Below are 25,635 nucleotides of genomic sequence, written 5' to 3' on the forward strand. Positions count from 1 at the left end.
GGGGTAAGCATGATACGTCGACGTCGATCCAGCCGTATCGGGCTGGTGTTGGGAGGCGGCGCCGCGCGCGGCTGGGCGCATATCGGCGCGATTCGCGCGTTGCAGGACGCGGGCATCAAGCCCGATGTGGTGTGCGGCACTTCGATCGGTGCGCTGGTGGGCGCCGTGTATGCGAACGGCGATCTGGACTGGCTGGAGGAGTGGGTCTCGCGGCTCACGTGGCAGACGGTGGTGCGCCTGCTCGATCTGCGCATCTCGGGCGGCCTGCTCGGCGGGCGCAAGGTGATCCAGCTTTTCGCGGAAAAGTTCGACGGCCGTTCGATTGCGCAATTGAACATGCCGTTCGCGGCGGTCGCCACCGAACTCGATACAGGCCGCGAAATCTGGCTGCAGGACGGCAGCACGGTCGACTCGGTGCGCGCGTCGATTGCGATCCCCGGCATTTTCACGCCGGTGTGGCACAACGGCGTGTGGCTGGTGGACGGCGGCCTGTGCAACCCGGTGCCGGTGTCGGTCGCGCGCGGCATGCGCGCGGACTGCGTGATCGCGATCGACCTGAACAACGACATTCTGAACGGCCGCGATTTCGGCGGCGCGGTGGTCGAAACGCCCTCGCTCGATCCGGACGCGCCGCCGCCGGTTTCATTGCGCCGCAACGGCAAGCCCTGGCCGCGCTGGCTCGCGCCGGCCGACGGGGCGGTCACCGACGACGTGCGCGTGCCGCCCGCGCCGAGCGCGCGCGTGCCATCGATGTTGAGTTCGATCGCGCAAAGCATCGACATCATGCAGGTGCGGATCTCGCGCAGCCGGCTTGCCGGCGAGCCGGCGGATATCCTGATTCAGCCGCGCCTGGGCGGGATGGGGATTTTCGATTTTCACCGTGCGGCGCCGGCGATCGAGGAAGGGCGCGCAGCGGTCGAACAGATGCTGCCGGCGATTCGCGCGCGGCTGGGGATGGAGTAGGCAAAACGACAAGGCGACGCGACGATGCAAAACGACGCGGCAAAACGACCGGCGTCGTGCAAAAAGACAGCCTGTGCCTTCGCGCGATCAGTCACGACGAACGAGGCGCCTTCGTGATTCGCCCATGATCCATGGGCACAAAACGGATGTGCCGTGCGCCTGGCACTGACTTTTACGCATCCCTGAGCCCGCCTGGCCTATCGCAAAAGCGACCCGAAACTTGCGAATTCGCGGCGGCGCGCGCCGCCCGCGCTGGGCCTTACAAAAACATATCTCCCGCAAAACCAAGCGCTAACGGCTTGCGCCGCTCGAAACCGTGCAATGTTGCATTGCAACAGACTTCGCTCCCGCCATTTGAGAAATTGATTTTCGCTTGCGAGACTCCGCGCCATGCCGGACGAGTCGAGCGGGCGCAAGCCGCCGCCGTCCGTGACACTTTCAATAAACCTGGATGGAGACGCGCGTGTTCCTTTACGGCTTTGGTCCGGTGTTGCTGGCCGGCACGATCCAGACGATCGAGCTGTCCGTCCTGTCGCTGGCCGCCGCCGTGCTGCTCGGCCTCGCGGGCGCGGCGGCGAAACTCTCGTTCAACCGCCCGCTGCGGGCCATGGCGACCGGCTATACGACGCTGATCCGCTCGGTGCCCGATCTCGTGCTGATGCTGCTGCTGTTCTACAGCATCCAGATCGCGGTCAACAATCTCACCGACGCGCTGGATCTGCCGCAGTTCGACATCGACCCGTTCGTGGCCGGCGTGCTGACGCTCGGCTTCATCTACGGCGCGTACTTCACCGAGACTTTTCGCGGCGCGTTTCTGGCGGTGCCGCGCGGCCAGCTCGAAGCGGGCAGTGCGTACGGCATGAGCGGCGCGCGCGTGTTCACGCGCATCCTGTTCCCGCAGATGATGCGCTTCGCGCTGCCCGGCATCGGCAACAACTGGCAGGTGCTGGTGAAGGCAACCGCGCTGGTGTCGATCATCGGCCTCGCCGACGTGGTCAAGGCCGCGCAGGACGCGGGCAAGAGCACCTTCAACATGTTCTTCTTCATTCTGATCGCCGCGCTGATCTATCTGGCGATCACCACGGTATCGAATCTCGTGCTGATCTGGCTGGGCCGGCGCTATTCGATCGGCGTGCGCCACGCGGAGCTTTGAGCGACCATGATCGACATCCTCAATCAATTCTGGCGCGCGTTCCTGTTCTGGGACGGCCAGCGCATCTCGGGTCTCGCGGTCACGCTGTGGCTGCTGGTGGCGTCGATCGGGATCGGCTTCGTCGTGTCGATTCCGCTGGCGGTCGCACGCGTGTCGAAGAAGCGCTGGCTGTCGACGCCGGTGCGCATCTACACCTACGTGTTCCGCGGCACGCCGCTGTACGTGCAGTTGCTACTGATCTACACCGGCATCTACAGCCTCGCGTTCGTGCGCTCGCACGACCTGCTCGACGCGTTCTTCCGCAGCGGCTTTCACTGCGCGATTCTGGCGTTTGCGCTGAACACCTGCGCGTACACCACGGAGATTTTCGCCGGGGCGATCCGTTCGACCTCGCACGGCGAAGTGGAGGCCGCGCGTGCGTACGGGATGAGCTGGTTCACGCTGTACCGGCGCATTGTGATACCGTCCGCGCTGCGCCGGGCGTTGCCGTTGTACAGTAACGAAGTGATCCTGATGCTGCACGCCACCACGGTCGCCTTCACGGCCACGGTGCCGGACATCCTGAAGGTGGCGCGCGACGCGAACTCGGCCACGTACCAATCGTTCAATGCGTTCGGTCTTGCGGCGCTGCTTTACCTGGTGGTGTCGTTCGCGCTGGTCGCGTTGTTCCGGCGCGCCGAGCGTCACTGGTTGGCATATCTGGCGGTGCGCACGCATTGAGCGCGCGCTGTTGGCCCCGGGCGGCGGCGCGCATGCGCGCCGCCGCAGATTGATCCGTATTTTCAAAGGGAGAGCATCTTGCTCCACACCACCCAGACCGAAGCCTGCAAGCTCGCCGTACAGGACATCCACAAGCGCTACGGCGACAACGAAGTGCTCAAGGGCGTATCGCTCAACGCGAACAAGGGCGACGTGATCAGCATCATCGGCGCGAGCGGGTCGGGCAAGAGCACCTTCCTGCGCTGCATCAATTTTCTCGAACGGCCGAACGCCGGGCAGATCGTCGTCGACGGCGAAGCGGTCAAGACGAAAACCGATCGCGCCGGCAATCTCGAAGTCGCCGATCACAAGCAGTTGCAGCGCATCCGCACGAAGCTCGCAATGGTGTTCCAGCACTTCAACCTGTGGGCGCACATGAACGTGATCGAGAACATCGTCGAAGCGCCGATTCACGTGCTGGGTCTGAAGCGCAAGGAAGCCGAAGACCGCGCGCGTGAATATCTGGAGAAAGTCGGTCTCGCGCCGCGTCTGGAAAAGCAGTATCCGTCGCATCTGTCGGGCGGTCAGCAGCAGCGCGTGGCGATTGCGCGCGCACTGGCGATGAACCCGGACGTGATGCTCTTCGACGAGCCCACGTCCGCGCTCGATCCCGAACTGGTCGGCGAAGTGCTGAAGGTCATGCAGAAGCTGGCCGAGGAAGGCCGCACGATGATCGTCGTCACGCACGAAATGGGTTTCGCGCGCAACGTGTCGAACCACGTGATGTTCCTGCATCAGGGCCGCACCGAAGAGGAGGGCTTGCCCGCCGACGTGCTGACCACGCCGCGCAGTGAACGGCTCAAGCAGTTCCTGTCCGGCAGCCTGAAGTAACGCGCGGCCCGCGCAGTCGCGTCATACCGCCAAGCGATGGCCCGCACCTCCAGCCCGGCTCGCACCACCCAGGTCGCAATCGTCGCGTTGCCGCCGGTGTCGATGTCGGGCGTCGGGCCGATTGTCGACGCGCTCAATCTCGCCAATGAAATCGACGGCCGCGCTCTCTACCGCATCCAGGTGTGTTCGTGGGACGGCCGCGCGGTGCCACTCGCGGGCGGCGCGCAGTGGCCCGCCGACGCCGCGTTCGGAGATGCGATCGCGTGCGACTGGCTGATCATCGTCAGCGAACGGTTTCAGCAATTCGCCGACTATCGGCTGTTTCTCGCCAGTCTGTCGCGCGTCGGGCAGCGCACGCCGCTCGTCACCGGCATTCATCACGGCGTCTGGTGGCTCGCGATGGCGGGGCAGTTGTCCGGCTACCGCGTGAGCGTCAACTGGGAAACCTATCAGCAGTTCTCCGAGCAGTTCGAGCGCTCCATCGTCACCCAGCAGATCTTCGAAATCGACCGCGATCGCGCCACTTGCGCGGGCGGTCAGGCGACCGTCGACTTCATGCTGGCGATGATCGGTCGCGAGCACGGTCCCGAACTGGCCGACCGGATCGCCGACGCGCTCGGCGTCGGCGTATTGCGCGCGGGCGAAGAGCGCCAGCGCATTCCGTTCGTGACCGCGCCGGGCGAGCGCCATCCGCGTCTGAACGATGCGCTGCTGCTGATGGAAGCGAATATCGAAGACCCGCTCACCACCGATGAGATCGCCGGTCTCGTGGGCGTGTCGCGGCGGCAACTGGAGCGCCTGTTCCGCCAGTATCTCGGCTCGATGCCGTCCAAATACTATCTGGGGCTGCGGCTCTCCAAAGCGCGCACGCAATTGCAGCGCACCAGCAAGTCGGTGGTGCAGATCAGCCTCGCGTGCGGGTTTTCGTCGGCGGCGCACTTTTCGAATGCTTATCGCGAACGTTTCGGTGTCACACCGCGAGAGGATCGTCGCAACTGGATCGACAAGCAGACCGGTGCGAGCGGCGTCGCGGCGAGCGAACCGCGGCCGGCCGCGCTGATCGAGCGACCGGATCTGGCGGATTGAAGCGATTGAAGCGATTGAGGCCGCGCGTCTCGACGCTCCCGGCCCGCCGCGCGCGCGGAACCTCATAGAAAGCGTCGCGTATGCGCAAGACGTATCGCGCGCGGTTTCCTACACTAGCTGTATTACCTCTCACCCGTAACGAGGATTTGCCATGAACGACCTGACTGTGACACGCAAGACCTTCGACGAAGTCATGGTGCCGGTGTTTTCGCCCGCCGCCTTCGTACCGGATCGCGGTCTCGGCTCACGCGTCTGGGATACGCAAGGCCGCGACTATATCGACTTCGCCGGCGGCATCGCCGTCACCGCGCTCGGCCATGCGCATCCCGAGTTGCTCAAAGTGTTGCACGAGCAGGGCGGCAAGCTGTGGCACATCGGCAATGGCTACACCAACGAGCCGGTGCTGCGTCTGGCGAAACGTCTCGAAGACCTGACCTTCGCCGATCGCGCGTTCTTCGCCAACTCGGGCGCGGAAGCGAACGAAGCGGCGTTGAAGCTGGCGCGCCGCGTCGCGTTCGACCGTCATGGCGCTCACAAGTCCGAGATCATCTCGTTCACGCAGTCGTTTCATGGCCGCACGTTCTTCACGGTGAGCGTCGGGGGCCAGCCGAAGTATTCGGAAGGCTTCGGCCCGGTGCCGGCCGGCATCACGCACTTGCCGTACAACGACATCGAAGCGGCGAAGAAAGCGATCGGCGAGCAAACCTGCGCGGTGATCGTCGAGCCGATCCAGGGCGAGGGCGGCGTGATCCCCGCCGATCCGGCGTTCCTGAAAGCGCTGCGCGAAGCCTGCGATCAGCACGGCGCGCTGCTGATTTTCGACGAAGTGCAAACGGGCGTGGGCCGCAGCGGCCATTTCTACGCGTACCAGGACACCGGCGTCACGCCCGACATCCTGACCACCGCGAAGGCGCTCGGCAACGGCTTCCCGATCGGCGCGATGCTGACCACCACGGAGCTGTCCGCGCATTTCAAGGTCGGCGTGCACGGCACGACTTACGGCGGCAATCCGCTCGGCTCGGCGATCGCGGAGAAGGTGGTCGAACTGGTCAGCGACCCGAAGCTGCTCGAAGGCGTGCGCGCACGCGGCGAGGCGCTGAAGGCTCATCTCGCGAAGCTTCACGAGCGCTTTGGCCTCTTCACGGAAGTGCGCGGCAAGGGCTTGCTGATCGGCGCGGAACTGACCGACGCGTTCAAGGGCCGCGCGAAAGACTTCGTCACCGCGGCGGGCCAGCACGGCGTGATCATGCTGATGGCGGGTCCGGACGTGCTGCGTTTCGTGCCGTCGCTGATCATGCCGCTGGACGATATGAGCGAAGGCTTCGAGCGTCTGACGAAGGCCTTCGCGGAAATCGCCGGCGCGACTGCGCCGGCGGCGTCGCGTTGATTCACGAGACCGTTCTTGTGAGCCGGGTTATACGCCGGCTCATGCGTCACATTCAACAGGATCGATGATGCTCTTCGTACGTCCCGGCCGCCTCGCCGATCTCGATGCACTCGAACATATGGCGCGCACCGCGCAACCGGTGCTGCATTCGTTGCCGCACGACCGGCGCGCGCTCGAAGCGCGCGTCGCGTTGTCGGAAGACTCGTTTCGCGCGGATGTCGATTTTCCGGGCGAAGAGTTCTATCTGTTCGTGCTCGAAGACAGCGAGAGCGGCAAGCTGATGGGCACCGCGAGCATCGTCGCCGCGGCTGGTTATTCGGACCCGTTCTACGCGTTTCGCAACGACGCGCTGATACATGCGTCGCGCGAACTGCACGTGAACCGCAAGATTCACGCGCTGACCATGTCGCACGAACTGACCGGCAAGAGCCGGCTCGCGGGCTTTTATATCGACCCGTCGCTGCGCGGCGACGCCGCCGCGCAGCTGATGTCGCGCGCGCGGATGATGTACATCGCCGCCAATCGCAAGCGCTTCACGCCCGAGGTGTTCTCGCTGCTGCTCGGCGTCACCGACGAGAACGGCGTGTCGCCGTTCTGGGAAGCGGTGGGCCGCAAGTTCTTCGGCCGCAATTTCGCCGACATCGAAATCGAATCGGGGGGCCGCAGCCGCACCTTCATCGCCGAAGTGATGCCGACCTATCCGGTATACGTGCCGCTGCTGCCGGAAGCCGCGCAGCGCGTGCTCGGCGAGCCGGATTCGAAGGCCCTGCTCGCGTACGAGATTCACCTCGAGGAAGGCTTCGAGACGGATCGCTTCGTCGATATTTTCGACGCGGGCCCGGTGCTGACCGCGCAGGTGGATCGCAGCGCCTGCGTCACGCGCAACGAAACGCGGCTGGTCCGTGAGTCGGCTGCGGCGCATGGCTCGACATATCTGATCGCGTATAACGATGCGGCCGGCGAATTCCGCTGCGTGCTCGGTGAATTGCCCGTAGACAAGGACGCGGGCGCGTCCTTGTCGCGCGCGGCGCGCGCCGCGCTCGGCGTGGAAGAGGGCGATGCGGTGCGTTGCGTGCCGCTGCATGCGCCGCATCAGGATGAACAATCGGGAGACGCGCAATGATCGTCGTTCGCGTTGTACAACGAGGCGATGTGGACGCGCTGATGCGGCTCGCGCAGGAAACCGGCCCGGGCCTCACGACGTTCAAGCCGGACCGCGAGGCGCTGGTCGCGCGTGTCGAACGTGCGCGCCGCACGATGGAAGACAAGGCCGAGCCGCATGAGGCGGGCTATTTCTTCGTGATGGAAGACACCGACACCGGCGACGTGGCCGGTGTGTGCGGGATCGAAACGGCGGTCGGCCTGCAGCAGCCGTTCTACAACTATCGCGTGAGCACGGTGGTGCACGCGAGCCAGGACCTCGGCATCTGGACGCGCATGAGCGCGCTGAACATCTCGCACGATCTGACGGGTTATGCCGAAGTGTGCTCGCTGTTTCTTAGCCCGCGTTATCGCACGAGCGGCGTGGGCGGGCTGCTGTCGCGTTCGCGCTTCATGTTTCTCGCGCAGTTTCGCGAGCGTTTCCCGCAGCGTCTGTGCGCGGAATTGCGCGGCCATTTCGACGCGGACGGCACCTCGCCGTTCTGGCGCGCAGTCGGCTCGCACTTCTACCAGATCGATTTCAACGCGGCGGACTATCTGAGTTCGCATGGCCGCAAGGCGTTTCTCGCCGAGCTGATGCCGCGCTATCCGGTGTACGTCGAACTGTTGCCGCAAGAGGCGCAGCAATGCGTCGGCCTCACGCACAACGACACGATTCCGGCGCGCCGCATGCTCGAAACGGAAGGGCTGCGTTATGAGAACCACGTCGATATCTTCGACGCGGGTCCAGTGCTCGAATGCCATATCGCCGACTTGCGCACCGTGCGCGAGAGCGTGCTGGTGCCGGTCGAGATCGTTGGTACGACAGCAGTCGCGCCGCAGGACGGGCCTAAGTCGATGGTGTCGAATACGTCGCTGGGCGATTTTCGCGTCGGCGTGGTGGCGGGCGTGCCGCAAGACGGCGTGTTCCGTCTGAGCGCGATCGAAGCCGCCGCACTCGGCGTCAACGCAGGCGACCCGGTGCGGGTGCTGCCGCAGAAACACAAACAAGGATGATCATGAGCGAGCTTTTCATCGACGGCGAATGGGCCGCCGCCACCGGACCCGCATTCGCATCGCGCAACCCCGGTACGGGCGCGACGGTGTGGGAAGGCAACAGCGCGTCGGCGGACGATGTCGATCGCGCCGTGCGGAGTGCGCGCCGCGCGTTCGCGGCATGGTCGGCATTGAGCCTCGACGAGCGTTGCGGCGTGGTGCGCCGCTTCGCCGCGCTCGTGACCGAGCGCAAGGAAGCGCTCGCCGAAGCGATCGGCCGCGAGACCGGCAAGCCGCTGTGGGAAGCGCGCACCGAAGCGGCGTCGATGGCCGCGAAGGTCGAGATCTCGATTCAGGCCTATAACGAACGCACCGGCGAAAAGCGTTCGGCGATGGCTGACGGCACCGCGGTATTGCGGCATCGCCCGCATGGCGTGGTGGCCGTGTTCGGGCCGTACAACTTTCCTGGCCACTTGCCGAACGGGCATATCGTGCCGGCGCTGATCGCGGGCAACGCGGTCGTGTTCAAGCCGTCCGAACTCGCGCCCGGCGTGGCTGCCGTCACCGTGCAGATCTGGCGCGACGCGGGCTTGCCCGCCGGCGTGCTGAATCTGGTGCAGGGCGAAAAGGAAACCGGTATTGCGCTGGCAAATCACCGGCAGATCGATGGCCTGTTCTTCACCGGTAGTTCGGACACCGGAACATTGCTGCACAAACAGTTCGGCGGCCGGCCGGAGATCGTGCTGGCGCTGGAGATGGGCGGCAATAATCCGCTCGTGATCGGCCCGGTCGCGGACGTGGATGCCGCCGTGCATCACACGATCCAGTCGGCGTTCCTGTCGGCGGGGCAGCGCTGCACGTGTGCTCGCCGTCTCTTCGTGCCGAACGACGCGTTCGGCGACCGCTTTGTCGAACGGCTTGTGGATGTCACGTCGCGCATTAGCGTCGGCGAATATAACGCCGATCCGCAGCCCTTCATGGGCGCGGTGATTTCGGCGCGCGCGGCGTCACGCCTCGTCGCCGCGCAGGAACGACTGCTCGCCGACGGCGCGCAGGCGCTGCTGAAGATGGAGCAGCGCGATTCGCAACTCGGCTTCGTCACGCCAGCGATTCTCGACGTGACCGGCGTGCAGGATTTGCCCGACCAGGAACACTTCGGCCCGCTCGCGCAGATCATCCGCTATGGCAGCTTCGACGAAGCGCTGGAAAAAGCCAACGACACCGAGTTCGGCCTCTCTGCGGGCCTCCTCGCCGACGACGAAGCGCTGTGGACGCATTTCCAGCGCACCATCCGCGCGGGCATCGTCAACTGGAACCGGCCGACCAATGGCGCGTCGTCGGGCGCGCCGTTCGGCGGTCCGGGCCGCTCGGGCAATCACCGGCCGAGCGCGTACTACGCCGCCGACTACTGCGCGTACCCGATGGCTTCCGTCGAAAGCGCGCAACTGCAAATGCCCGCGAGCGTCTCGCCGGGCCTTCAATTCTAAGGATCGACGATGCAAGCCACTGAAGCCAATTTGGACGGCCTGGTCGGCCCGACTCACAACTACGCGGGACTGTCGTTCGGCAACGTCGCGTCGCAGAACAACGAGAAGTCGGTTGCGAATCCGAAGGCGGCGGCGCGCCAGGGTCTGCGCAAGATGAAGCAGCTGGCCGACCTGGGTTTTCATCAGGGCGTGCTGCCGCCGCAGGAGCGTCCGTCGATGCGCCTGTTGCGCGAACTCGGTTTCTCCGGCGACGAAGCGACGGTGATCGCGCGCGTCGCGAAGAACGCGCCCGAGTTGCTCGCCGCCGCGAGTTCAGCCTCGGCGATGTGGACCGCGAACGCGGCGACCGTGAGCCCCTCGGCCGATACGCACGACGGCCGCGTGCATTTCACGCCGGCCAATCTGTGCAGCAAGCTGCATCGCGCGATCGAGCATGAATCGACGCGCCGCACGCTGCGCGCGATATTCAACGATGCCGATCGCTTCGTGGTGCACGAGGCGCTGCCCGGCACGCCGGCGCTCGGCGACGAAGGCGCGGCGAATCACACGCGCTTTTGCGCGGACTATGCGGCGCGCGGCGTCGAGTTCTTCGTGTACGGCCGCAGCGAATATCGCCGCGGTCCGGAGCCGAAGCGCTTTCCCGCGCGTCAGACCTTCGAGGCGAGCCGCGCGGTCGCGCACCGTCATGGGCTGGCTGACGCGGCCACGGTGTTCGCGCAGCAGAACCCCGACGTGATCGACGCGGGCGTGTTCCATAACGACGTGATCGCGGTCGGCAATCGCAACACGCTGTTCTGCCATCAACTCGCGTTCGTCGAACAGAACGCCGTGTACGACGAATTGCGCACGAAGCTCGCGGGCATGAGCGCGGACTTCAACGTGATCGAAGTGCCTGACGCGCAGGTGAGCGTGGCCGATGCCGTCACGTCGTATCTGTTCAACAGCCAGTTGCTGACGCGCCCGGACGGCAAGCAGGTGCTGGTGGTGCCGCAGGAATGCCGCGAGAATCCGCGCGTCGCGGCCTACCTCGACGAACTGGCTTCGCACGCGGGCCCAATCGATGACGTGCTGGTGTTCGATCTGCGCGAGAGCATGAAGAACGGCGGCGGCCCGGCGTGTCTGCGGCTGCGCGTGGTGCTCGACGACACGGAGCGCGCGGCGGTCACGCCGGGCGTGTGGATCGACGACGCGCTGTTCGGCCGGCTGGATGCGTGGATCGAAAAGCATTATCGCGACCGCCTCGCGCCGGCCGACCTGAGCGATCCGAAATTGCTGGTCGAGTCGCGCACCGCGCTCGACGAGCTCACGCAGATACTCGGCCTGGGTTCGCTGTATGACTTCCAGCGCTGAGCACGCAATGCCGATGCCGGTCCCGATGATGCTCGACGATTTCCTCGCCTATACGCTGGCGGGGACGCGGCCCGCTACGCATGACCCGCAAGGCGTGCAGGGGGTGTGTGAGAACGGTGTGCGCTGGTCGTGGCTCGACGACGGCGTGCTCATGATGGAACCCGCCGCGACGACGGCCGAGGTGCGCAGCGTGCTGGTGTCGGCCGGCATTCACGGCGACGAGACTGCGCCGATCGAACTGCTGTCGTATCTGGTTCGCGATATCGCACGAGGCGGCGCTGCGCTGACATGCCGCCTGCTGGTGATGCTCGGCAACGTCGACGCGATGCGCGACGCGACTCGTTATCGCGACGACGATCTGAACCGGCTCTTCAGCGGCCGTCATCTGCAGGTGCCGCACAGCCACGAAGCGCCGCGCGCCGCGGCGCTGGAGCAAGCCGCGACGCGCTTCTTCGCCGCGGCGCCGGATGCGCCCGGCGCGCGCTGGCATATCGACATGCATACCGCGATCCGCGCGTCCGCGTTCGAGCAGTTCGCGTTGCTACCGCATACCGGCAAGCCCTTTTCTCGCGCGATCTTCGAATGGCTCGGCGACGCGCGCATCAGCGCGGTGTTGTTGCACACCACCAAAGGCAACACGTATTCGCACTTCACCGCGCAGGCCTGCGGGGCCGATGCGTGCACGCTCGAACTGGGCAAGGTGCGCCCGTTCGGCGAGAACGATCTGACGCGCTTTGCCGGCGCGGACGAGGCGTTGCGTCGTCTGCTGGCCGGTGAGCCCGCGAACGCGAGCGCTGCGATGCCGCGCGTGTTCACGGTGATCGGCCAGCTCACCAAGCAGAGCGAGGCGTTCGAATTGCTGTTCGCGGCGGACGTGCCCAACTTCACGCCGTTCGCAAAAGACACCTTGCTCGCGCGCGACGGCGAGTATCGCTACACGGTGTGTCACGACGAAGAGCGCATCGTGTTTCCGAACGCGACGGTCAAGCCGGGCTTGCGCGCCGGTCTGCTGGTGATCGAGACCACTGCGGATACCCTGTCGCAACTTGTCTAGACAGGCGGGGCCGGTGCCCCCTGAACACTGTACAATCCCGGGCGTCGCGGCTGTTGCACTGCACCACCCAAGCCGCGCGAGTCTGGATCGCATTCCGGCGCGGCAGGCCTGTCCGCCCAGATCCGGCTCTGTTTTATTCAATACCGTAGAGGAACACCCATAATGAAGATGAATTGGCGAAACATGGCCACGCTTGCGCTGTTCGCGGCGGCGGCGGTTGCGGCAGGCGCCGCGTCGGCGGCGGAGATCAAGGAAGTGCGCTTCGGCGTCGAGGCGTCGTATGCGCCGTTCGAATCGAAGTCGCCGTCAGGCGAGCTGCAAGGTTTCGACATCGATGTCGGCAACGCCGTGTGCGCGAAGCTGAAAGCCAAATGCGTGTGGGTCGAGAACTCGTTCGACGGCCTGATTCCGGCGCTGGAGGCGCGCAAGTTCAACGCGATCAATTCGGACATGACGATCACGGATCAGCGCCGCCAGGCGGTTGACTTCACCGATCCGATCTACACGATCCCGAATCAGATGATCGCGAAGAAGGGCAGCGGTCTGCTGCCGACGCCGGCCTCGCTGAAGGGCAAGCACGTCGGCGTACTGCAGGGCACGATTCAGGAAACCTACGCGAAAGCGCGCTGGGCGCCGGCCGGCGTCGACGTCGTGCCGTATCAGACCCAGGACCAGATCTACGCCGACCTTGCGTCGGGGCGTCTGGACGCATCGTTCCAGGACGCGGAAGCGGCATCGAAAGGCTTTCTGAAGAAGCCGCAGGGCGCGGGCTTCGAATTCGCGGGCCCGGCTGTGACCGACGAGAAGCTGCTCGGCGCGGGCGTCGGCTACGGCATCCGCAAGAGCGACAAGGCGCTCAAGGATGCGCTGAACCAGGCGCTGAAGGAACTGAAGGCGGATGGCACGATCGACCACTTGGCCGCAAAGTACTTCGACGTGAAGGTCGTGTTGAAGTAAAACGCGACGCGCGGCATGTCGTGTGGAACGTTTCGCGCGACGAAGTTGGGTTCTGATGCAAACGGTCGCAATTTGCGGCCGTTTGCATTTGGCGTCGGGACTGCGGCATCTGGCCTTCAGCAAACGACGACGCACGCGTTGAGCGCCAGGACAGCCCGCCGGTCAGCGTGCGTTCGCTTCGGGCCGGTCGAGATAGTCGAACACCACCTCACCCAGGCCCAGCGTCAGGTCGGCGACAAGATGGCGCGCCTCGACGATCTCGAGCACCGGTAGCTCCGCGACCGGGGCAAGCGCGTGTGGCGCCAGTTCGAGCGCGGCCGGCCCGGTCCATGCGCCTTTCAGGTCGATGTCCCGCAGGTAGTAGCGCACCAGTTCGCAGATGCGCGGCGTGCCGTCCACATGCGGAATCACCTTGAGCAGGAAGTTCGGCGTTTCGAGGCGCTTCTTCTGCTGCGCGAGATCGAGCTGGCGATGCTTGTAGCCCATTGTGCCGGTGGCGATGCGCACCGGGCCGTAGTCGAGCGTGCCGACCAGCGTGTCGGTGTGGACCGCGAGGACCGGGTTCGCGAGCTTCTTCGGGAAGCCCCACAGCTCGCGGCCACCGGCGATCGGGGGGTGGTCGTCGAGGTACATCGCCAGCGTGTAGCCGCCCGCGACGCCGTTGAACGACACGGGGATCACCTGGCCGCTCTCCGTGTAGTCGCCGAAGCCGGTCGAATCCGGCATGCGGATGAACTCGTAATGCACGAGCGGCTCGCCGATCTGCAACGGCTCGGGTACCACCGCGCGCAGTTTGTCCGGGTCGGTGCGGTAAGTGATGATCAGGAATTCGCGGTCGATGAAACGATACGGGCCCATCGGAAATGCCGGGCTCGTGATCGGCATCGCGAACGCATTCGACAGCACGCTTTTGACGTCCATGTTTTTCCCTTGTGGTTGGAACGCGGTTGGAACCCAGTCGGAACCTCGGTTGGAAACGCCAGGCATTGCAACGCAGTATCGTCGATTCGCTCGCCGATCGCCGCCGGAACCCTCACCAATTATTTCGAGATATTGCGTCGTTGACATGTCCGGGCCGGACGGCCTGCGCTAAAATCGGCGGGCATACCGTCGGCGCCACGGGCTCACCCGGCTCAACGAACGCGCGCCACGGAGCGGCTAAAACCAAAATACAGCGGGAAGCGCCGAGGGCGCCGCGCGGGGGAACGGAATGACCACCATCGCAATCGAGACTCTGAGCCAGGCCGGCGCGGCGGACGACGCGCAATTGCTTGCCAGCTTCGCCCGGCAGCCGATTCTGAATCGGGACGGCATGCTGTGCGGCTACGAGATCAAGGTGCGGGCGCCGGTATTGCCTTCGGCCGAAGCAGCCGAAACAGGCCTGGCGGCAGACCCCGATGCATTGCCGGGCCGCCCGTGCGATCCGGCGCAAAAGGTGGCGCGAGCCATCTTCCGCGCCCTGGTTCAAGACGATGTGCGCGGCGCGCTCACCGGGCATGTCGCATACGTCGATGTCAGCCGCGAGATGCTGCTCGACGACTTCATTCTGCGGCTGCCCGCCGATCGCTTCATGTTCGAGTTGTCACCCGCGCTCGAGGTCGACGACGAACTGATTGGGCGTATCGTGCAACTCCATGGCCGGCGCTATCGTTTCGTGCTCGACGAGGTGACGCAGCCCAACGAGACCTTCGCCAAACTGCTGCCTTACGCCGAGGTCGTCAAGATCGACGTCGCGCGTGCACCGCGTGCGCTGCTGCCCAAGCTCGCGAGCGTGCTGAAGTCGGCCGGCAAGCTGCTGGTCGCATCCGGTATCGACGCCCAGGCCGATTTCGAAGCGACGCATGCACTCGGCTTCGACCGCTTTCAGGGCTACTTCTTCGCTCGGGCGCAAAGCTCGGCGTCGCGCCGCGTCAGCGCGCCGCGTCACGCGCTGCTCAATCTGCTGCAATTGCTGGCTGGGGATCCCACTGTCGCGCAACTCGAAGCCGAACTGAAGCTGAATCCGGTGCTGGTGATGCACCTGATGAAGCTCGCGAATTCGAGCGGTCTCGCAGTCGGCCATAAGGTGACGACGCTGCGCGACGCGATCAACGCGACCGGCACCGACCGCATCGCGCGCTGGACGCAGTTGCTGCTCTATGCCGATGGCCGCAAAGTCGCGCTCGAGGACGACCCGTTGCTGCAACTCGCGGCGACCCGCGCGCGCTTCATGGAACTGGCGATCGAGCGTCTACCCGAGGCGGCCCGCGACGAAGCCGACGCGGCGTTTCTGACCGGCGTGTTCTCGTTCGTCGACGCGGTGTTCGGCGGCTCGCTCGAAAACACGTTGAACGTGCTGACGCTGTCGCGTCCGATCCAGGCCGCGATCCTGCGTCGCGACGGCGTGCTGGGCGGACTGCTGAGCGTGGTCGAGGCGCTGGAGCGCGCGGAGTGGGAGAAGGTCGCCGCGTTGTGCGAACGCCTGCAGCCGTTGACGCTGGAAGAGGTCGCGCAATTGGGGTTGGCCGCGGGCGCGTGGGCGGGCGTCGCGGACCGCAGCGCGGAAGGGTTGGAAAGGATCGAGGATTGAGAGGCGAGCGCCGGTTGCGACGGTGCAGCTCGCAGCCGGCGCCCCGTCATGGACCGCATGGCTCGCATGCGCGGCGCCCGCGAGGCTGAGCCAGTCTCGAACAGCGTTGAAGCAGGGCAGATACTAAATCGGTGAGAGTGAAGCCGAAGCACTGTGATCAACGATCACGCCATGTCCTCACATCGTCTCCATTTCCCGCATCTGCCCCAAGCCGAAAAAACGGCCTAGCTCCTTCGCCAACTCGTTCAACACGCTCATCTCCTTCTGCGAGATGCGGCGCGGCTCCTGACTATGGGACCAGTCGCCGTATAACAGCGCCACCGTCTGGTCGCTCTCATCGACGACCGGCAGCAGCACGAAGGCGCGGGTGTCGTCGAATGAGCGGCGGAACCATTCCGGTAATCGCGCGACCATTTTCGGGTCGCGCGCGTTCTCGATGAAGATGCCCACCGAATTGGCGATGGCCAGATGGAATACATCGGGCTCGAACGCGCTGTTGAAGGTGAGCTTCGGCAGCGCCGCGTCGATCTTCGGACCAAGGCCGAGCCGCGCCTTGAAGGTGCCGTTGCTGTGCTTGACGAACACCACCGTGCGTGCAAAGCCGAGGCCGGCCAGCACGGTTTCCGCGGCCATCGCGAGGGCCGGCGCGAGCGGGCTGCCGTCGGGCAGGCCGCGCAGATCCTTGACGCCCACCGCGATGCGCGCCTCGGGGTCGAGCGCCTCGCGCGCGATCGCATCCGCATTCGCGCGCAGCTCGACGATCTCGGCCATCACGCCGTCGCCGCCTTCCTCGCGGGCCAGCGCGACGCTCATCTCGAGCAGCACCTCGGGGTCCGTATTCAACGCGCTGCTATATTCCTGCGCGAGTTCGGCGATGCGCGCCTCGCGTTCCCAGTCAGGCATGTTCTGCTGGGTCAGCACGTCGGCGACCGCCGTCGAGTAATTGGTGATCGCGCGCAGCCACTGCACCTGGCGCGGCTGTTCCACGTCCTGCGGATCGAACTCGCCCATGCCCGAGCGGATCATGTCGGGCAGACGCCAACGCACGGCGGCTTCGGCGCCGATCTCGTCGAAAGTCACGCCGAGCACCAGCACGCACGCATCGCCTTCGAGCGTGCCGTCGTCGATATGCCGGCGAATCTGATCCCACTCGGCGTCCAGATAGAACACCACCAGCAGCTTGCCGATCTGCCGCATCAGCGTGCAGACCACCGCTTCCTCGCCGGCGCGCAGATCGCCGCGCTCGGTCAGCTTGCGCGCGACGCAGCCCGACAGCAGCGTGCGGTTCAATTCGAGTTTGGCGTCGATGCGGCGCGGCGCGCTGTGATGAAAGTGATCGACGATCTTCAGGCCGACGACGAGATGGCCGACCGCGTCCATGCCAAGCACCATCAATGCGCGCGACACGGTCGTGATATTGCCGCCGAACGCCATGTACATGGCCGAGTTTGCGAGCCGCAGCACTTTTTGCGTCAATGCGAAGTCCGACAGCACCACTTGCACGAGGCCCGTGAAGTCGAGGTCGTCATTGTTCATCGCCGCCATGGTGGTGCGCAGCGACTGCGACAGCATAGGGAAATCGCCGCGCTCGCTCATTCGCGTCCAGAGCCGGTCGAGCACTGCCGCCTTTACCATGTGAGTCCCGCAAAAACCATACACGTTCCAATGATTGCCACGCCGGCTCGCCACCGGCTTGTTCCGCTGCGTAAGCGCTGCGCCCGCATGGCTAGGCGCAGTGCAAGTGAAGCGTGCGCGCTTCGAAACGCTGCGCGAGTTCTTCGGAAGGCAGCGCCTTGCAGACGAGCCATCCCTGAATATGATCGCATCCCATCTCGGTGAGCAGCGTGCGCTGCGCTTCCGTTTCGACGCCCTCGGCTACCAGCTCGAGATCGAGTGTCTGCGCGAGTCCGACGACCGCGCTAACGATTGCCTGATCGTTTCGCGAGGTTAGCAGATTCTCGACAAAACTCCGGTCGATCTTGAGCTTGGCGAGCGGAAATCGTTGCAGGTAAGCCAGGCTCGAATAACCGGTGCCGAAATCGTCGACGGCAAAGCGGATGCCCATCGCGGTCAACTCTTCGAGCAGACCCTTTGCGTGGGCGGGGTCGTGCATCAGCAGGCTTTCGGTGATCTCGAACACGAGGCGGCGCGGATCGATGCCGGTCAGTTCGATCGCCTCGTGCACCGAGTCCTTGAAGCGCGGGTCGCGGAACTGCTGCGGCGACACGTTCACGGCCACGTATTGCAGCGAGATGCCCTTGGCGTCCCACTGGATCAACTGCATGCATGCGACCTTCAACACCCAGTTGCCGAGGAAGTTGATCAGCCCGATCGACTCCGCGAGCGGAATGAACATCGACGGCGGCACGAGCCCATGCACCGGATGCGCCCAGCGGATCAGCGCCTCGACGCCGACCACGCCGTGCGTGCGGCTGCTGGTGATCGGCTGGAAGTGCAGCGAGAACTCGCCGTTGCGCACGCCGTCGTACAGATCGGCTTCGAGCTTCAGGCGTTCGGCGTCGGCGGGGTTGTCGTCCGGCACGTAGAACGCCAGCGTGTTGCCGCCGGCCGCCTTGGCTTGCAGCAATGCATGGTCGGCCCAGCGCAGCAGGTGGGTGTCGTGCGCGGCGGTGTCGTTGGCATGGCGCACGTCGGGATAGAGCGCGATGCCGATGCTCGCCGACAGATGCACCTGCTGGCCCTTGAACACATACGGCTGCTGGATCGCGGTCAACAGGCGCCGCGCCAGCGCTTCGGCGGTGGCGGCCGCGTCGGTGCGGCTGGCGGCGGGCTTCACGAGGATCGCGAACTCGTCGCTCGCCACGCGCGCCACGGTTTCGCTCGGACTCGTCATGTTCAAGAGACGCCGCGACGTGTCGCGCAGCATCTCGTCGCCGGCGTCGTAACCGAGCGCGCGGTTCACGCGCTGATAGTCGTCGAGGTCGAGCAGCAACAGTGCAGCCGGCGTGCCGTGGGCGTCGGCCTGCTGCTGGGCGTCGATCAGCGCGGGCAGCAGCGCCGACTGGTTGGCGAGATTGGTCAGGCGATCCAGATGCAGCGCCTGGGTCAGGCGCTCCTCAGTGGCGCGCCATGCCGACACGTCGAAGCCGGCGATCGCATAGCCGTCGATGCCGTCGTGGCTGCTGCGCACCACGCGCAGTTCGACGGTGATGGGATAGGTCAGCGACTTGATCAGGCCGAGCGTCGCCTTCTCGACGTTGCCCGTGCTGGACGCGCGCGCCAGCAGCGCGTCGAGGCGTGGCACGTCGGCGGGCGCGACGAGGTCGTGCAGCGCGATCGTCTCCAGATACTCGCGGTGGTAGCCGATGAAGCGCAGGCTCGCGTCGGACACATAGAGGAAGCGCAGCGCGGCATCGACGTGCGCCAGCAGGTCGACGGCGCCGACCACCTGTTCCAGTTGCGCAGCGCGGCTCGCGCCGGTCTGCCGAGTGCCGTCCACGCGCCGGCCGAACGCACGAAGCCGGTCCATGACCGTGCGCAAGGAGCCCCGGCGGGGCGCGGTGATCCTGTTCGCTTCCATGTTTGTCGCTGGCAACCTGTGTTCGTCTGGCTGGCGGGGCGGTCTCTGACTCCGCCGTTCGGGCGGTCAAGAGGTATCAGGCCGCCCCATCAGAACGAGATAACGACCTGCGTCAGGAAATCTTTAGCGGCTGCAGCAAAAAACAACTGTAAGGATGCGCGCGCGAAGAACCTGGATGCGCGCCAGCGACGGCGCGGGCGCAATTCGGTTAAAGTGGCGGCGCTTCATGTCGTTAATAGGGCAACCCTTGTTGTGCAGCGCCGGCCGTGACGTCGCTGCTGCCTAGCCTTTCCGAACACTTGCACCGATGATCCATGTCCGAACGTCATTTTGCCAGGACCCATGCCCGGCGCGTCGAGGTGCTTGACTCATCCGCCGGGGCCGCCGACGCAGCGTCCGCCGCGCAGTTCGTCTATCTGGGCCGCCAGCCGATTCTCGATCGCGACGGCGCGCTCAATGCCTATGAGCTGCTGTTCAGAGCCGGTGCGCATAACTACGCCGAGATCAACTGCGACACCCAGGCCACCGCGCAGGTCGTCGCGCATACGATCGGCGGGATCGGTGTGGCGGCGGTGCTGGGGCATCACCGCGGCTTCGTCAACATCGACCGCGCGCTGCTGTTCAACGACATCGTCCATCTGATGCCGCCCGAGCGCTTCGTGCTCGAGATCCTCGAAACCGTCACGTTCGACGCGCCACTGACGCGCCGCCTCAGCGAGTTGCGCCGCGCCTGCTTCCAGGTCGCGCTCGACGATGTCAGCGAACTGTCGGACGAGCTGATTCACGTGCTGCCGTACACCGACATCGTCAAGGTCGACTTTTTGCAGGCCAGGCGCGGCGCGCTCGCCGACCTGGCCGCTATCGTGCGCAGCCACGGCAAGACCTTGCTTGCCGAGAAAGTCGAGACGCACGCGGACTTCATGCTCGCGCGCGAACTCGGCTTCGATCTGTTCCAGGGCTACTTCTTCGCGCGGCCTCAGGTGCTGGCCGCGCCGCGCAGCCGCTCGCTGCGGCCGGGGCTGCTGCGGCTGCTCGCGTTGCTCTCGCGCGATGCCGGCATCGGCGAACTCGAAGCCGAGCTGAAGCTGAACCCGAGCGTGGTGGTGCAGCTGCTGCGGCTCGTCAATTCGAGCGCGTTCGGGCTGGGTCGCAATATTGCGTCGCTGCGCGAGGCGATCATCGCCACTGGCACGCGGCAGATCGCTCGCTGGGCGCAACTGTTGCTGTACGCGGACAGCGGTGATCTGCCGTGGCGCGCCGATCCGCTCGTGCAACTGGCCGGCACGCGCTCGCGTTTCATGGAGCTGGCCGCGAACTGGCTGCGCCCGTCCGATGACGAATTTGCCGATGCCGCGTTCATGACGGGTATTTTTTCTCTGGTCCACGTAGTGCTCGACAGCACGCCGGGGGCGGTGCTGGAGAAACTCGGCCTCGCGCCGCACATTCGCGAAGCGATCGTCGCGCGCACGGGCGAACTCGGCGCATTGTTGCGTCTGGCCGAAGCGGCGGGCGAGGGCGGCGACGCCGCGTCGATTGCCGCCGCGCCCGATGCGCCGGCCGGCTTTGCGGCGCTCACGCCGAATGTGTTGTCGGAGCTGAATCTGTCCGCCGCGGCGTGGTTCGGCGCGCATGTCGAGGAAACGGCCGTCTGAGCCGGGCGCCCCGCGCCGTGGGTCTTCGGGCAGCCTCGTGCGCAGTGCGTGCGTCCGTGATTCAATAGAGAGTGCAGCAAGGAGCGGGGTTGCGTCGAACGCCGCCACGCCCCAGTCATTTGACCACGCGTATTCGACAAAGCGCGCACTCGCGCGAGGAGGAGTACATGCAGAGACGATTTCTATCGATGGCGCTGGCCGCCGTCATGTCGGCCGGCTTCGCAGTCTATTCGCTGAGCGCGTCCGCGACGCTCAAGCCGGGCGACGACGCGCCGCCGTTTACCGCGCAGGCGTCGCTCGGCGGCAAGACCTACACCTATTCGCTCGCCGACGAGTTGAAGAAAGGGCCGGTGGTGCTGTACTTCTATCCGGCCGCCTTCACCAAGGGCTGCACGATCGAAGCGCACGAGTTTGCCGATGCCGTCGACGAATACAAGAAATACGGCGCGACGGTGATCGGTGTATCGCACGACAACATCGACACCTTGACGAAGTTTTCGGTCAGCGAATGCCGCAGCAAATTCCCGGTTGCAGCGGACGCCGATTCGAAAGTGATCGGCGCTTATGACGCGGGCATGCCGATGCGTAGCTCGATGGCCAATCGCGTGTCGTATGTGATCGCGCCGGACGGCAAGATCATCTACGAATACACGAGCCTGTCGCCGGAAAAGCACGTCGAGAACACGTTGAAAGCAGTGAAGGATTGGGCTGCAACGCACAAGTAGCCGTAACGCCGGGCTCGATTGCGGCGGCGCGTTTTTCGCAATGGTTCTTTGCGCCGAGAATGCGGCATCGCTCATGCTAGGCTAGGTTCTCTTTTTTTGGGGTGAGCTGGCGATGCCGATTGTCGTTGCGTTGATTGCGCTGATCGCGCTGGTGTACGGTGCGGTGCGGGCGTTCCATGCGTTGCAGGCGGCGTTCGGGCTGACCGTTGCGGTCGGCGTGGCCGTGCTGGTGGTGGCGCTGCTGATTGCCGCCGCGGCGTATTGGTGGCGACGCCGCCGGGAAGTCGCATCGAACGTTCGCGATGGCGACTGGACGCATGAGCTCAAAGGCAGTTGGGGTTCGGTGCGGCTCGCGGCCGGCAAGCGGCTGTGCGAGATTCACGTCGGCGAAGAGCGGGGCGCTTATATCTTTGCCGATTTGCTGGGCGCTGAGGTCCAGGGGCACGATGCTCTATCGCAGGTGGCTTTGAAGGTCAAAGATCCCAGGCATGGCGATTGGCTCGTGCCGATGTCGGGCGAGCGGCAGGCGAAGCAATGGCAGCGGATTTTTTTGCTGGCGAGGGAGCAGAAGCTTTGAGCGCTCTTTGCCGCTGAGCACGCCGTGGGTGGTGCGCATCAAACAAACGCACAACCCACGGCGCAACGGCGCGACGCTATCTACTACGCAGACGGCGCTACACCGCTGCTACGCGCCTTCCTTGACTCCCACCGCACCCGGATCCGATCCATATACAGATACACCACCGGCGTGGTGTACAGCGTGAGCATCTGACTGACGATCAGGCCGCCGACGATCGCGATCCCCAGCGGCGCGCGCAGCTCCGCGCCTTCGCCGCGTCCGAACGCGAGCGGCAACGCGCCGAGCAGCGCCGCGAAGGTGGTCATCATGATCGGCCGGAAGCGCAGCAGACAGGCCTGGAAAATCGCGTCGCGCGACGACATGCCCTGCCGCGACGCTTCGATCGCGAAGTCCACCATCATGATCGCGTTCTTCTTCACGATGCCGATCAGCAGGATCACGCCGATCAGCGCGATGATGCTGAACTCCGTCTTGAACAGCAGCAGCGCGAGCAATGCCCCCACGCCCGCCGAAGGCAGCGTCGACAGAATCGTCAGCGGGTGGATATAGCTCTCGTACAGCATCCCCAGCACGATATACACCGCTGCGAGCGCGGCCAGAATCAGGATCGGCTGGTCGGACATCGACTGCTGGAACGCCTGCGCCGTGCCCTGGAAGCTGCCGTGGATCGTGCCCGGCATGCCGATCTGCGCCATCGTGTCGTAGATCACCTGGGTCGCGGTCGACAGGGACACGCCCGGCGGCAGATTGAACGAAATCGTCGAGGCCACGAACTGGCTCTGGTGATTCACCGATAGCGGCGTGGTCCCCGGCGCGAAGCTCGCGATCGCCGACAACGGCACCATGGTCTCCTTCGAGGTTGACACCGCCGCGCCCGACGACGCGCTTGATTTGCCGCTCGCCGCAATTGAGTTGATCGCCTGGTTGCGCGCGGAGTCGGCGGCGATGCTCGCCGCGCTCGACGCGGTGGTGCCCGCAGCACCGCCGGTGGCCGCGCTGGTGGTGGCGGTGGTCTTCTCGGTTTCCTTCGACGTGACCGTGCCCGCCGGCGCATTGGTGGTCTGCGCGCCGCTCGCGCTGCCGCCCGACGTGCTGATGAAGAGCAGCTTGAGCATCTCCGGGCTCTGCCAGTACTGCGGCGCGACTTCCATCACGACGTGATACTGGTTCAGCGGGTTGTAGATGGTCGACACCTGGCGCTGGCCGAACGCGTCGTACAAGGTGTTGTCGATCTGCGCCGGCTTGATGCCGAAGCGTGACGCGGTGGCGCGGTCGATCGTCACCATCGCTTCGAGGCCGCCTTGCTGCTGGTCGGAGTTCACGTCCGCGAGTTCCTTGCGAGCCTGCAGCGCCTCGGTGAGCTTGGGCCCCCACAGGTACAGGTCGGGCGTCGAATCGGCCAGCAGCGTGAACTGGTATTGCGCGTTCGATTGCCGTCCGCCGACGCGGATGTCCTGCACCGCCTGCAGGAAGGTGCGGGCGCCCGCCACGTCGCCGAGCGGCGCGCGCAATTGCTGGATCACCTGATCGGCGGAGAGCGTGCGTTCGCTCTTCGATTTCAGCGACACGAACATGAAGCCCGAGTTGGTCTGCCGCCCGCCGGTGAAGCCGACCACGCTTTCCACCGCCGGGTTCTTGCCGACGATGTCCATCATCTGCGCGAACTTGCCCTTCATCGCCTGGAATGACGTGCTCTGGTCGGCCTGAATGCCGCCGATCAGCCGCCCGGTGTCCTGCTGCGGAAAGAAGCCCTTCGGCACGACGATGTAGAGCCAGATGTTCAGGCCGATCGTCAGCAGCAGGACCGTGACGATCAGGCGCGGATGCAGCAGCGCCCAGCCGAGCGTGCGCTCGTAGCCGCGCTGCATCGACGTGAAGCCGCTTTCGAGCCAGCGCCCGAAACGGCCTTCTTCCTTCTTCTGGTGCGACTCGCGCAACAGGCGCGAGCACATCATCGGCGTGAGCGTGAGCGAGACGACCAGCGACACGGCGATCGCGAGCGACAGCGTCAGCGCGAACTCGCGGAACAGCCGGCCGACAATGCCGCCCATCAAAAGGATCGGCAGGAACACCGCGACCAGCGAGATGCTGATCGACATCACGGTGAAGCCGACTTCGCGCGCGCCGAGAAACGCGGCCTTCATGCGCGGCACGCCGTTCTCGATATGCCGGGAGATGTTCTCCAGCACCACGATCGCGTCGTCGACCACGAAGCCGGTCGCGATGGTCAACGCCATCAGCGACAGGTTGTCGATCGAAAAGCCCAGCAGGTACATCGCGCCGAACGTGCCGATGATCGAGATCGGCACGGCCACGCTCGGAATCAGCGTGGCGCGCCAGTTGCGCAGGAACAGGAACACCACCATCACCACCAGCACCACCGCGACCATCAGCGTGCGCTCGGTGTCGCGCAGCGACGCGCGGATCGTGGTGGAGCGGTCGGCGGTGGGCGAGATGTCGACGTCGGCGGGCAGCGACGCGTGCAGTTGCGGCAGCATCGCCGTCACGCGGTCGATGGTGTCGATGATGTTCGCGCCCGGCTGACGGTACAGAATCACCAGCACCGAACGCTTGCCGTTAAAGAGTCCCAGGTTGCGCAGATCCTCGACCGAATCGACCACCTCGGCTACATCTGAGAGCTTCACCGCCGCGCCGTTGCGGTACGCGATGACCAGATCCTTGTATTGCGCTGCTTTGGTTGCCTGGTCGTTGGTGTAGATCTGCACGCGGTTCGCGCCGAACTCGATCGAGCCCTTCGGGCTGTTTGCATTCGCTGCCGCGAGTGCCGCGCGCACGTCTTCGAGGCCGATGCCGTAGTGCGCGAGCGCATGCGGCTCCAGTTCGACGCGCACGGCCGGATTGGCCGAGCCGCTCACATCCACTTCGCCGACGCCATCCACCTGCGAGAGCGACTGCTGCAGCACGGTGGCCGCCGAGTCATACAGCTGGCCGGCGGTCAGCGTGTTCGACGTGAGCGCCAGAATCATGATCGGCGCGTCGGCGGGGTTGACCTTGTGGTACGTCGGGTTGCTGCGCAGGCTGGTCGGCAGGTCGGCGCGCGCGGCGTTGATCGCGGCCTGCACGTCGCGCGCGGCGCCGTCGATGTCGCGGTTCAGGCCGAACTGCATCGTGATCCGCGTCGAGCCGACCGAGCTCTGCGAGGTCATTTCGGTGACGTCGGCGATCGAGCCGAGATGCCTCTCGAGCGGACTTGCGACACTGGTGGCCACGGTCTCCGGGCTCGCGCCCGGCAACGTGGCCTGAATCGAAATGGTCGGGAAATCGACCTGCGGCAGCGGCGCGACCGGCAGCTTGGTGAACGCGAAAATACCGGCCAGTGCGATGCCGATCGCCAGCAGCGTGGTGGCGACCGGGCGCGAGATAAACGGACGCGACAGGTTCATC

The 25,635-nt window shown here is 65.3% G+C and carries 20 protein-coding genes; 16 read left to right on the plus strand and 4 right to left on the minus strand.

Going from position 1 to position 25,635, the window contains the following annotated elements:
- Positions 1 to 9: 9 nt before the first annotated feature.
- The 12 genes from P0D89_RS21870 to P0D89_RS21925 all read left to right on the plus strand — a co-directional run bounded on the left by P0D89_RS21870 (position 10) and on the right by P0D89_RS21925 (position 13,163).
- Positions 10 to 963, plus strand: a complete 954-nt coding sequence (locus tag P0D89_RS21870) for a patatin-like phospholipase family protein (RefSeq protein ID WP_408362907.1) — start codon at positions 10 to 12, stop codon at positions 961 to 963.
- A 463-nt stretch (positions 964 to 1,426) separates the two neighbouring features.
- A complete protein-coding gene (locus tag P0D89_RS21875) occupies positions 1,427 to 2,116 on the plus strand; it encodes an ABC transporter permease (protein WP_408362909.1) in 690 nt (229 codons plus the stop codon).
- A gap of 6 nt (positions 2,117 to 2,122) precedes the next feature.
- Positions 2,123 to 2,836 carry an ABC transporter permease gene (locus P0D89_RS21880; protein ID WP_408362911.1) on the plus strand — a complete coding sequence of 238 codons (714 nt, stop codon included), beginning with the start codon at positions 2,123 to 2,125 and terminating at the stop codon, positions 2,834 to 2,836.
- 78 nt (positions 2,837 to 2,914) lie between these two features.
- Positions 2,915 to 3,706, plus strand: a complete 792-nt coding sequence (locus tag P0D89_RS21885; protein WP_408362913.1) for an ABC transporter ATP-binding protein — start codon at positions 2,915 to 2,917, stop codon at positions 3,704 to 3,706.
- 36 nt (positions 3,707 to 3,742) lie between these two features.
- Positions 3,743 to 4,792, plus strand: coding sequence for a GlxA family transcriptional regulator (locus P0D89_RS21890; protein ID WP_408362915.1), 1,050 nt, complete (start codon positions 3,743 to 3,745; stop codon positions 4,790 to 4,792).
- 151 nt (positions 4,793 to 4,943) lie between these two features.
- Positions 4,944 to 6,179, plus strand: a complete 1,236-nt coding sequence (locus tag P0D89_RS21895) for an aspartate aminotransferase family protein (protein ID WP_408362918.1) — start codon at positions 4,944 to 4,946, stop codon at positions 6,177 to 6,179.
- Positions 6,180 to 6,246: 67 nt separating this feature from the next.
- On the plus strand, positions 6,247 to 7,302 hold the full coding sequence (gene aruF, locus P0D89_RS21900; protein WP_408377199.1) for an arginine/ornithine succinyltransferase subunit alpha: 1,056 nt from the start codon (positions 6,247 to 6,249) through the stop codon (positions 7,300 to 7,302).
- Positions 7,299 to 8,336, plus strand: coding sequence for an arginine N-succinyltransferase (gene astA / locus P0D89_RS21905; RefSeq protein ID WP_408366043.1), 1,038 nt, complete (start codon positions 7,299 to 7,301; stop codon positions 8,334 to 8,336). The genes aruF and astA overlap by 4 nt, the downstream gene beginning before the upstream one ends.
- A 2-nt stretch (positions 8,337 to 8,338) precedes the next feature.
- Positions 8,339 to 9,802, plus strand: coding sequence for a succinylglutamate-semialdehyde dehydrogenase (gene astD / locus P0D89_RS21910; protein WP_408366041.1), 1,464 nt, complete (start codon positions 8,339 to 8,341; stop codon positions 9,800 to 9,802).
- Between the two features lie 9 nt (positions 9,803 to 9,811).
- A complete protein-coding gene (gene astB / locus P0D89_RS21915; protein WP_408366039.1) occupies positions 9,812 to 11,152 on the plus strand; it encodes an N-succinylarginine dihydrolase in 1,341 nt (446 codons plus the stop codon).
- A complete protein-coding gene (gene astE, locus P0D89_RS21920) occupies positions 11,136 to 12,206 on the plus strand; it encodes a succinylglutamate desuccinylase (protein ID WP_408377188.1) in 1,071 nt (356 codons plus the stop codon). The genes astB and astE overlap by 17 nt, the downstream gene beginning before the upstream one ends.
- Before the next feature lie 162 nt (positions 12,207 to 12,368).
- Positions 12,369 to 13,163, plus strand: coding sequence for an ABC transporter substrate-binding protein (locus P0D89_RS21925; RefSeq protein ID WP_408366037.1), 795 nt, complete (start codon positions 12,369 to 12,371; stop codon positions 13,161 to 13,163).
- Between the two features lie 162 nt (positions 13,164 to 13,325).
- Here the strand turns inward: P0D89_RS21925 and P0D89_RS21930 are convergent, their stop codons facing one another.
- On the minus strand, positions 13,326 to 14,084 hold the full coding sequence (locus P0D89_RS21930; RefSeq protein WP_408366035.1) for an acetoacetate decarboxylase: 759 nt from the start codon (positions 14,082 to 14,084) through the stop codon (positions 13,326 to 13,328).
- Positions 14,085 to 14,373: 289 nt separating this feature from the next.
- Here P0D89_RS21930 and P0D89_RS21935 point away from each other — a divergent pair, with 289 nt between their 5' ends.
- Positions 14,374 to 15,732: an EAL and HDOD domain-containing protein gene (locus P0D89_RS21935; RefSeq protein WP_408377190.1), complete on the plus strand. Its 1,359-nt coding sequence runs from the start codon at positions 14,374 to 14,376 to the stop codon at positions 15,730 to 15,732.
- Positions 15,733 to 15,909: 177 nt separating this feature from the next.
- On the opposite strand, the gene P0D89_RS21940 is transcribed toward P0D89_RS21935, so the two are convergent.
- Together P0D89_RS21940 and P0D89_RS21945 are read right to left on the minus strand one after the other, a co-directional pair.
- A complete protein-coding gene (locus P0D89_RS21940; protein WP_408366031.1) occupies positions 15,910 to 17,367 on the minus strand; it encodes an HDOD domain-containing protein in 1,458 nt (485 codons plus the stop codon).
- A gap of 91 nt (positions 17,368 to 17,458) precedes the next feature.
- Entirely contained in the window at positions 17,459 to 19,273 is a 1,815-nt protein-coding gene (locus tag P0D89_RS21945; RefSeq protein WP_408366029.1) for a putative bifunctional diguanylate cyclase/phosphodiesterase, read from the minus strand.
- Positions 19,274 to 19,587: 314 nt separating this feature from the next.
- Between P0D89_RS21945 and P0D89_RS21950 the strand changes: the two genes are divergently transcribed.
- The 3 genes from P0D89_RS21950 to P0D89_RS21960 all read left to right on the plus strand — a co-directional run bounded on the left by P0D89_RS21950 (position 19,588) and on the right by P0D89_RS21960 (position 22,227).
- A complete protein-coding gene (locus P0D89_RS21950) occupies positions 19,588 to 20,925 on the plus strand; it encodes an EAL and HDOD domain-containing protein (protein ID WP_408377193.1) in 1,338 nt (445 codons plus the stop codon).
- Positions 20,926 to 21,092: 167 nt separating this feature from the next.
- On the plus strand, positions 21,093 to 21,650 hold the full coding sequence (locus tag P0D89_RS21955) for a peroxiredoxin (RefSeq protein ID WP_408366025.1): 558 nt from the start codon (positions 21,093 to 21,095) through the stop codon (positions 21,648 to 21,650).
- Between the two features lie 112 nt (positions 21,651 to 21,762).
- A complete protein-coding gene (locus P0D89_RS21960; RefSeq protein WP_408366023.1) occupies positions 21,763 to 22,227 on the plus strand; it encodes a hypothetical protein in 465 nt (154 codons plus the stop codon).
- An 83-nt stretch (positions 22,228 to 22,310) separates the two neighbouring features.
- Here P0D89_RS21960 and P0D89_RS21965 read toward each other — a convergent pair whose 3' ends face one another.
- Positions 22,311 to 25,634, minus strand: a complete 3,324-nt coding sequence (locus P0D89_RS21965; protein ID WP_408366021.1) for an efflux RND transporter permease subunit — start codon at positions 25,632 to 25,634, stop codon at positions 22,311 to 22,313.
- Position 25,635: the final 1 nt, after the last annotated feature.

Origin of the sequence: Paraburkholderia sp. RL18-085-BIA-A (assembly GCF_046027075.1) — a bacterium.
In the GTDB taxonomy this organism is placed as follows: domain Bacteria; phylum Pseudomonadota; class Gammaproteobacteria; order Burkholderiales; family Burkholderiaceae; genus Paraburkholderia.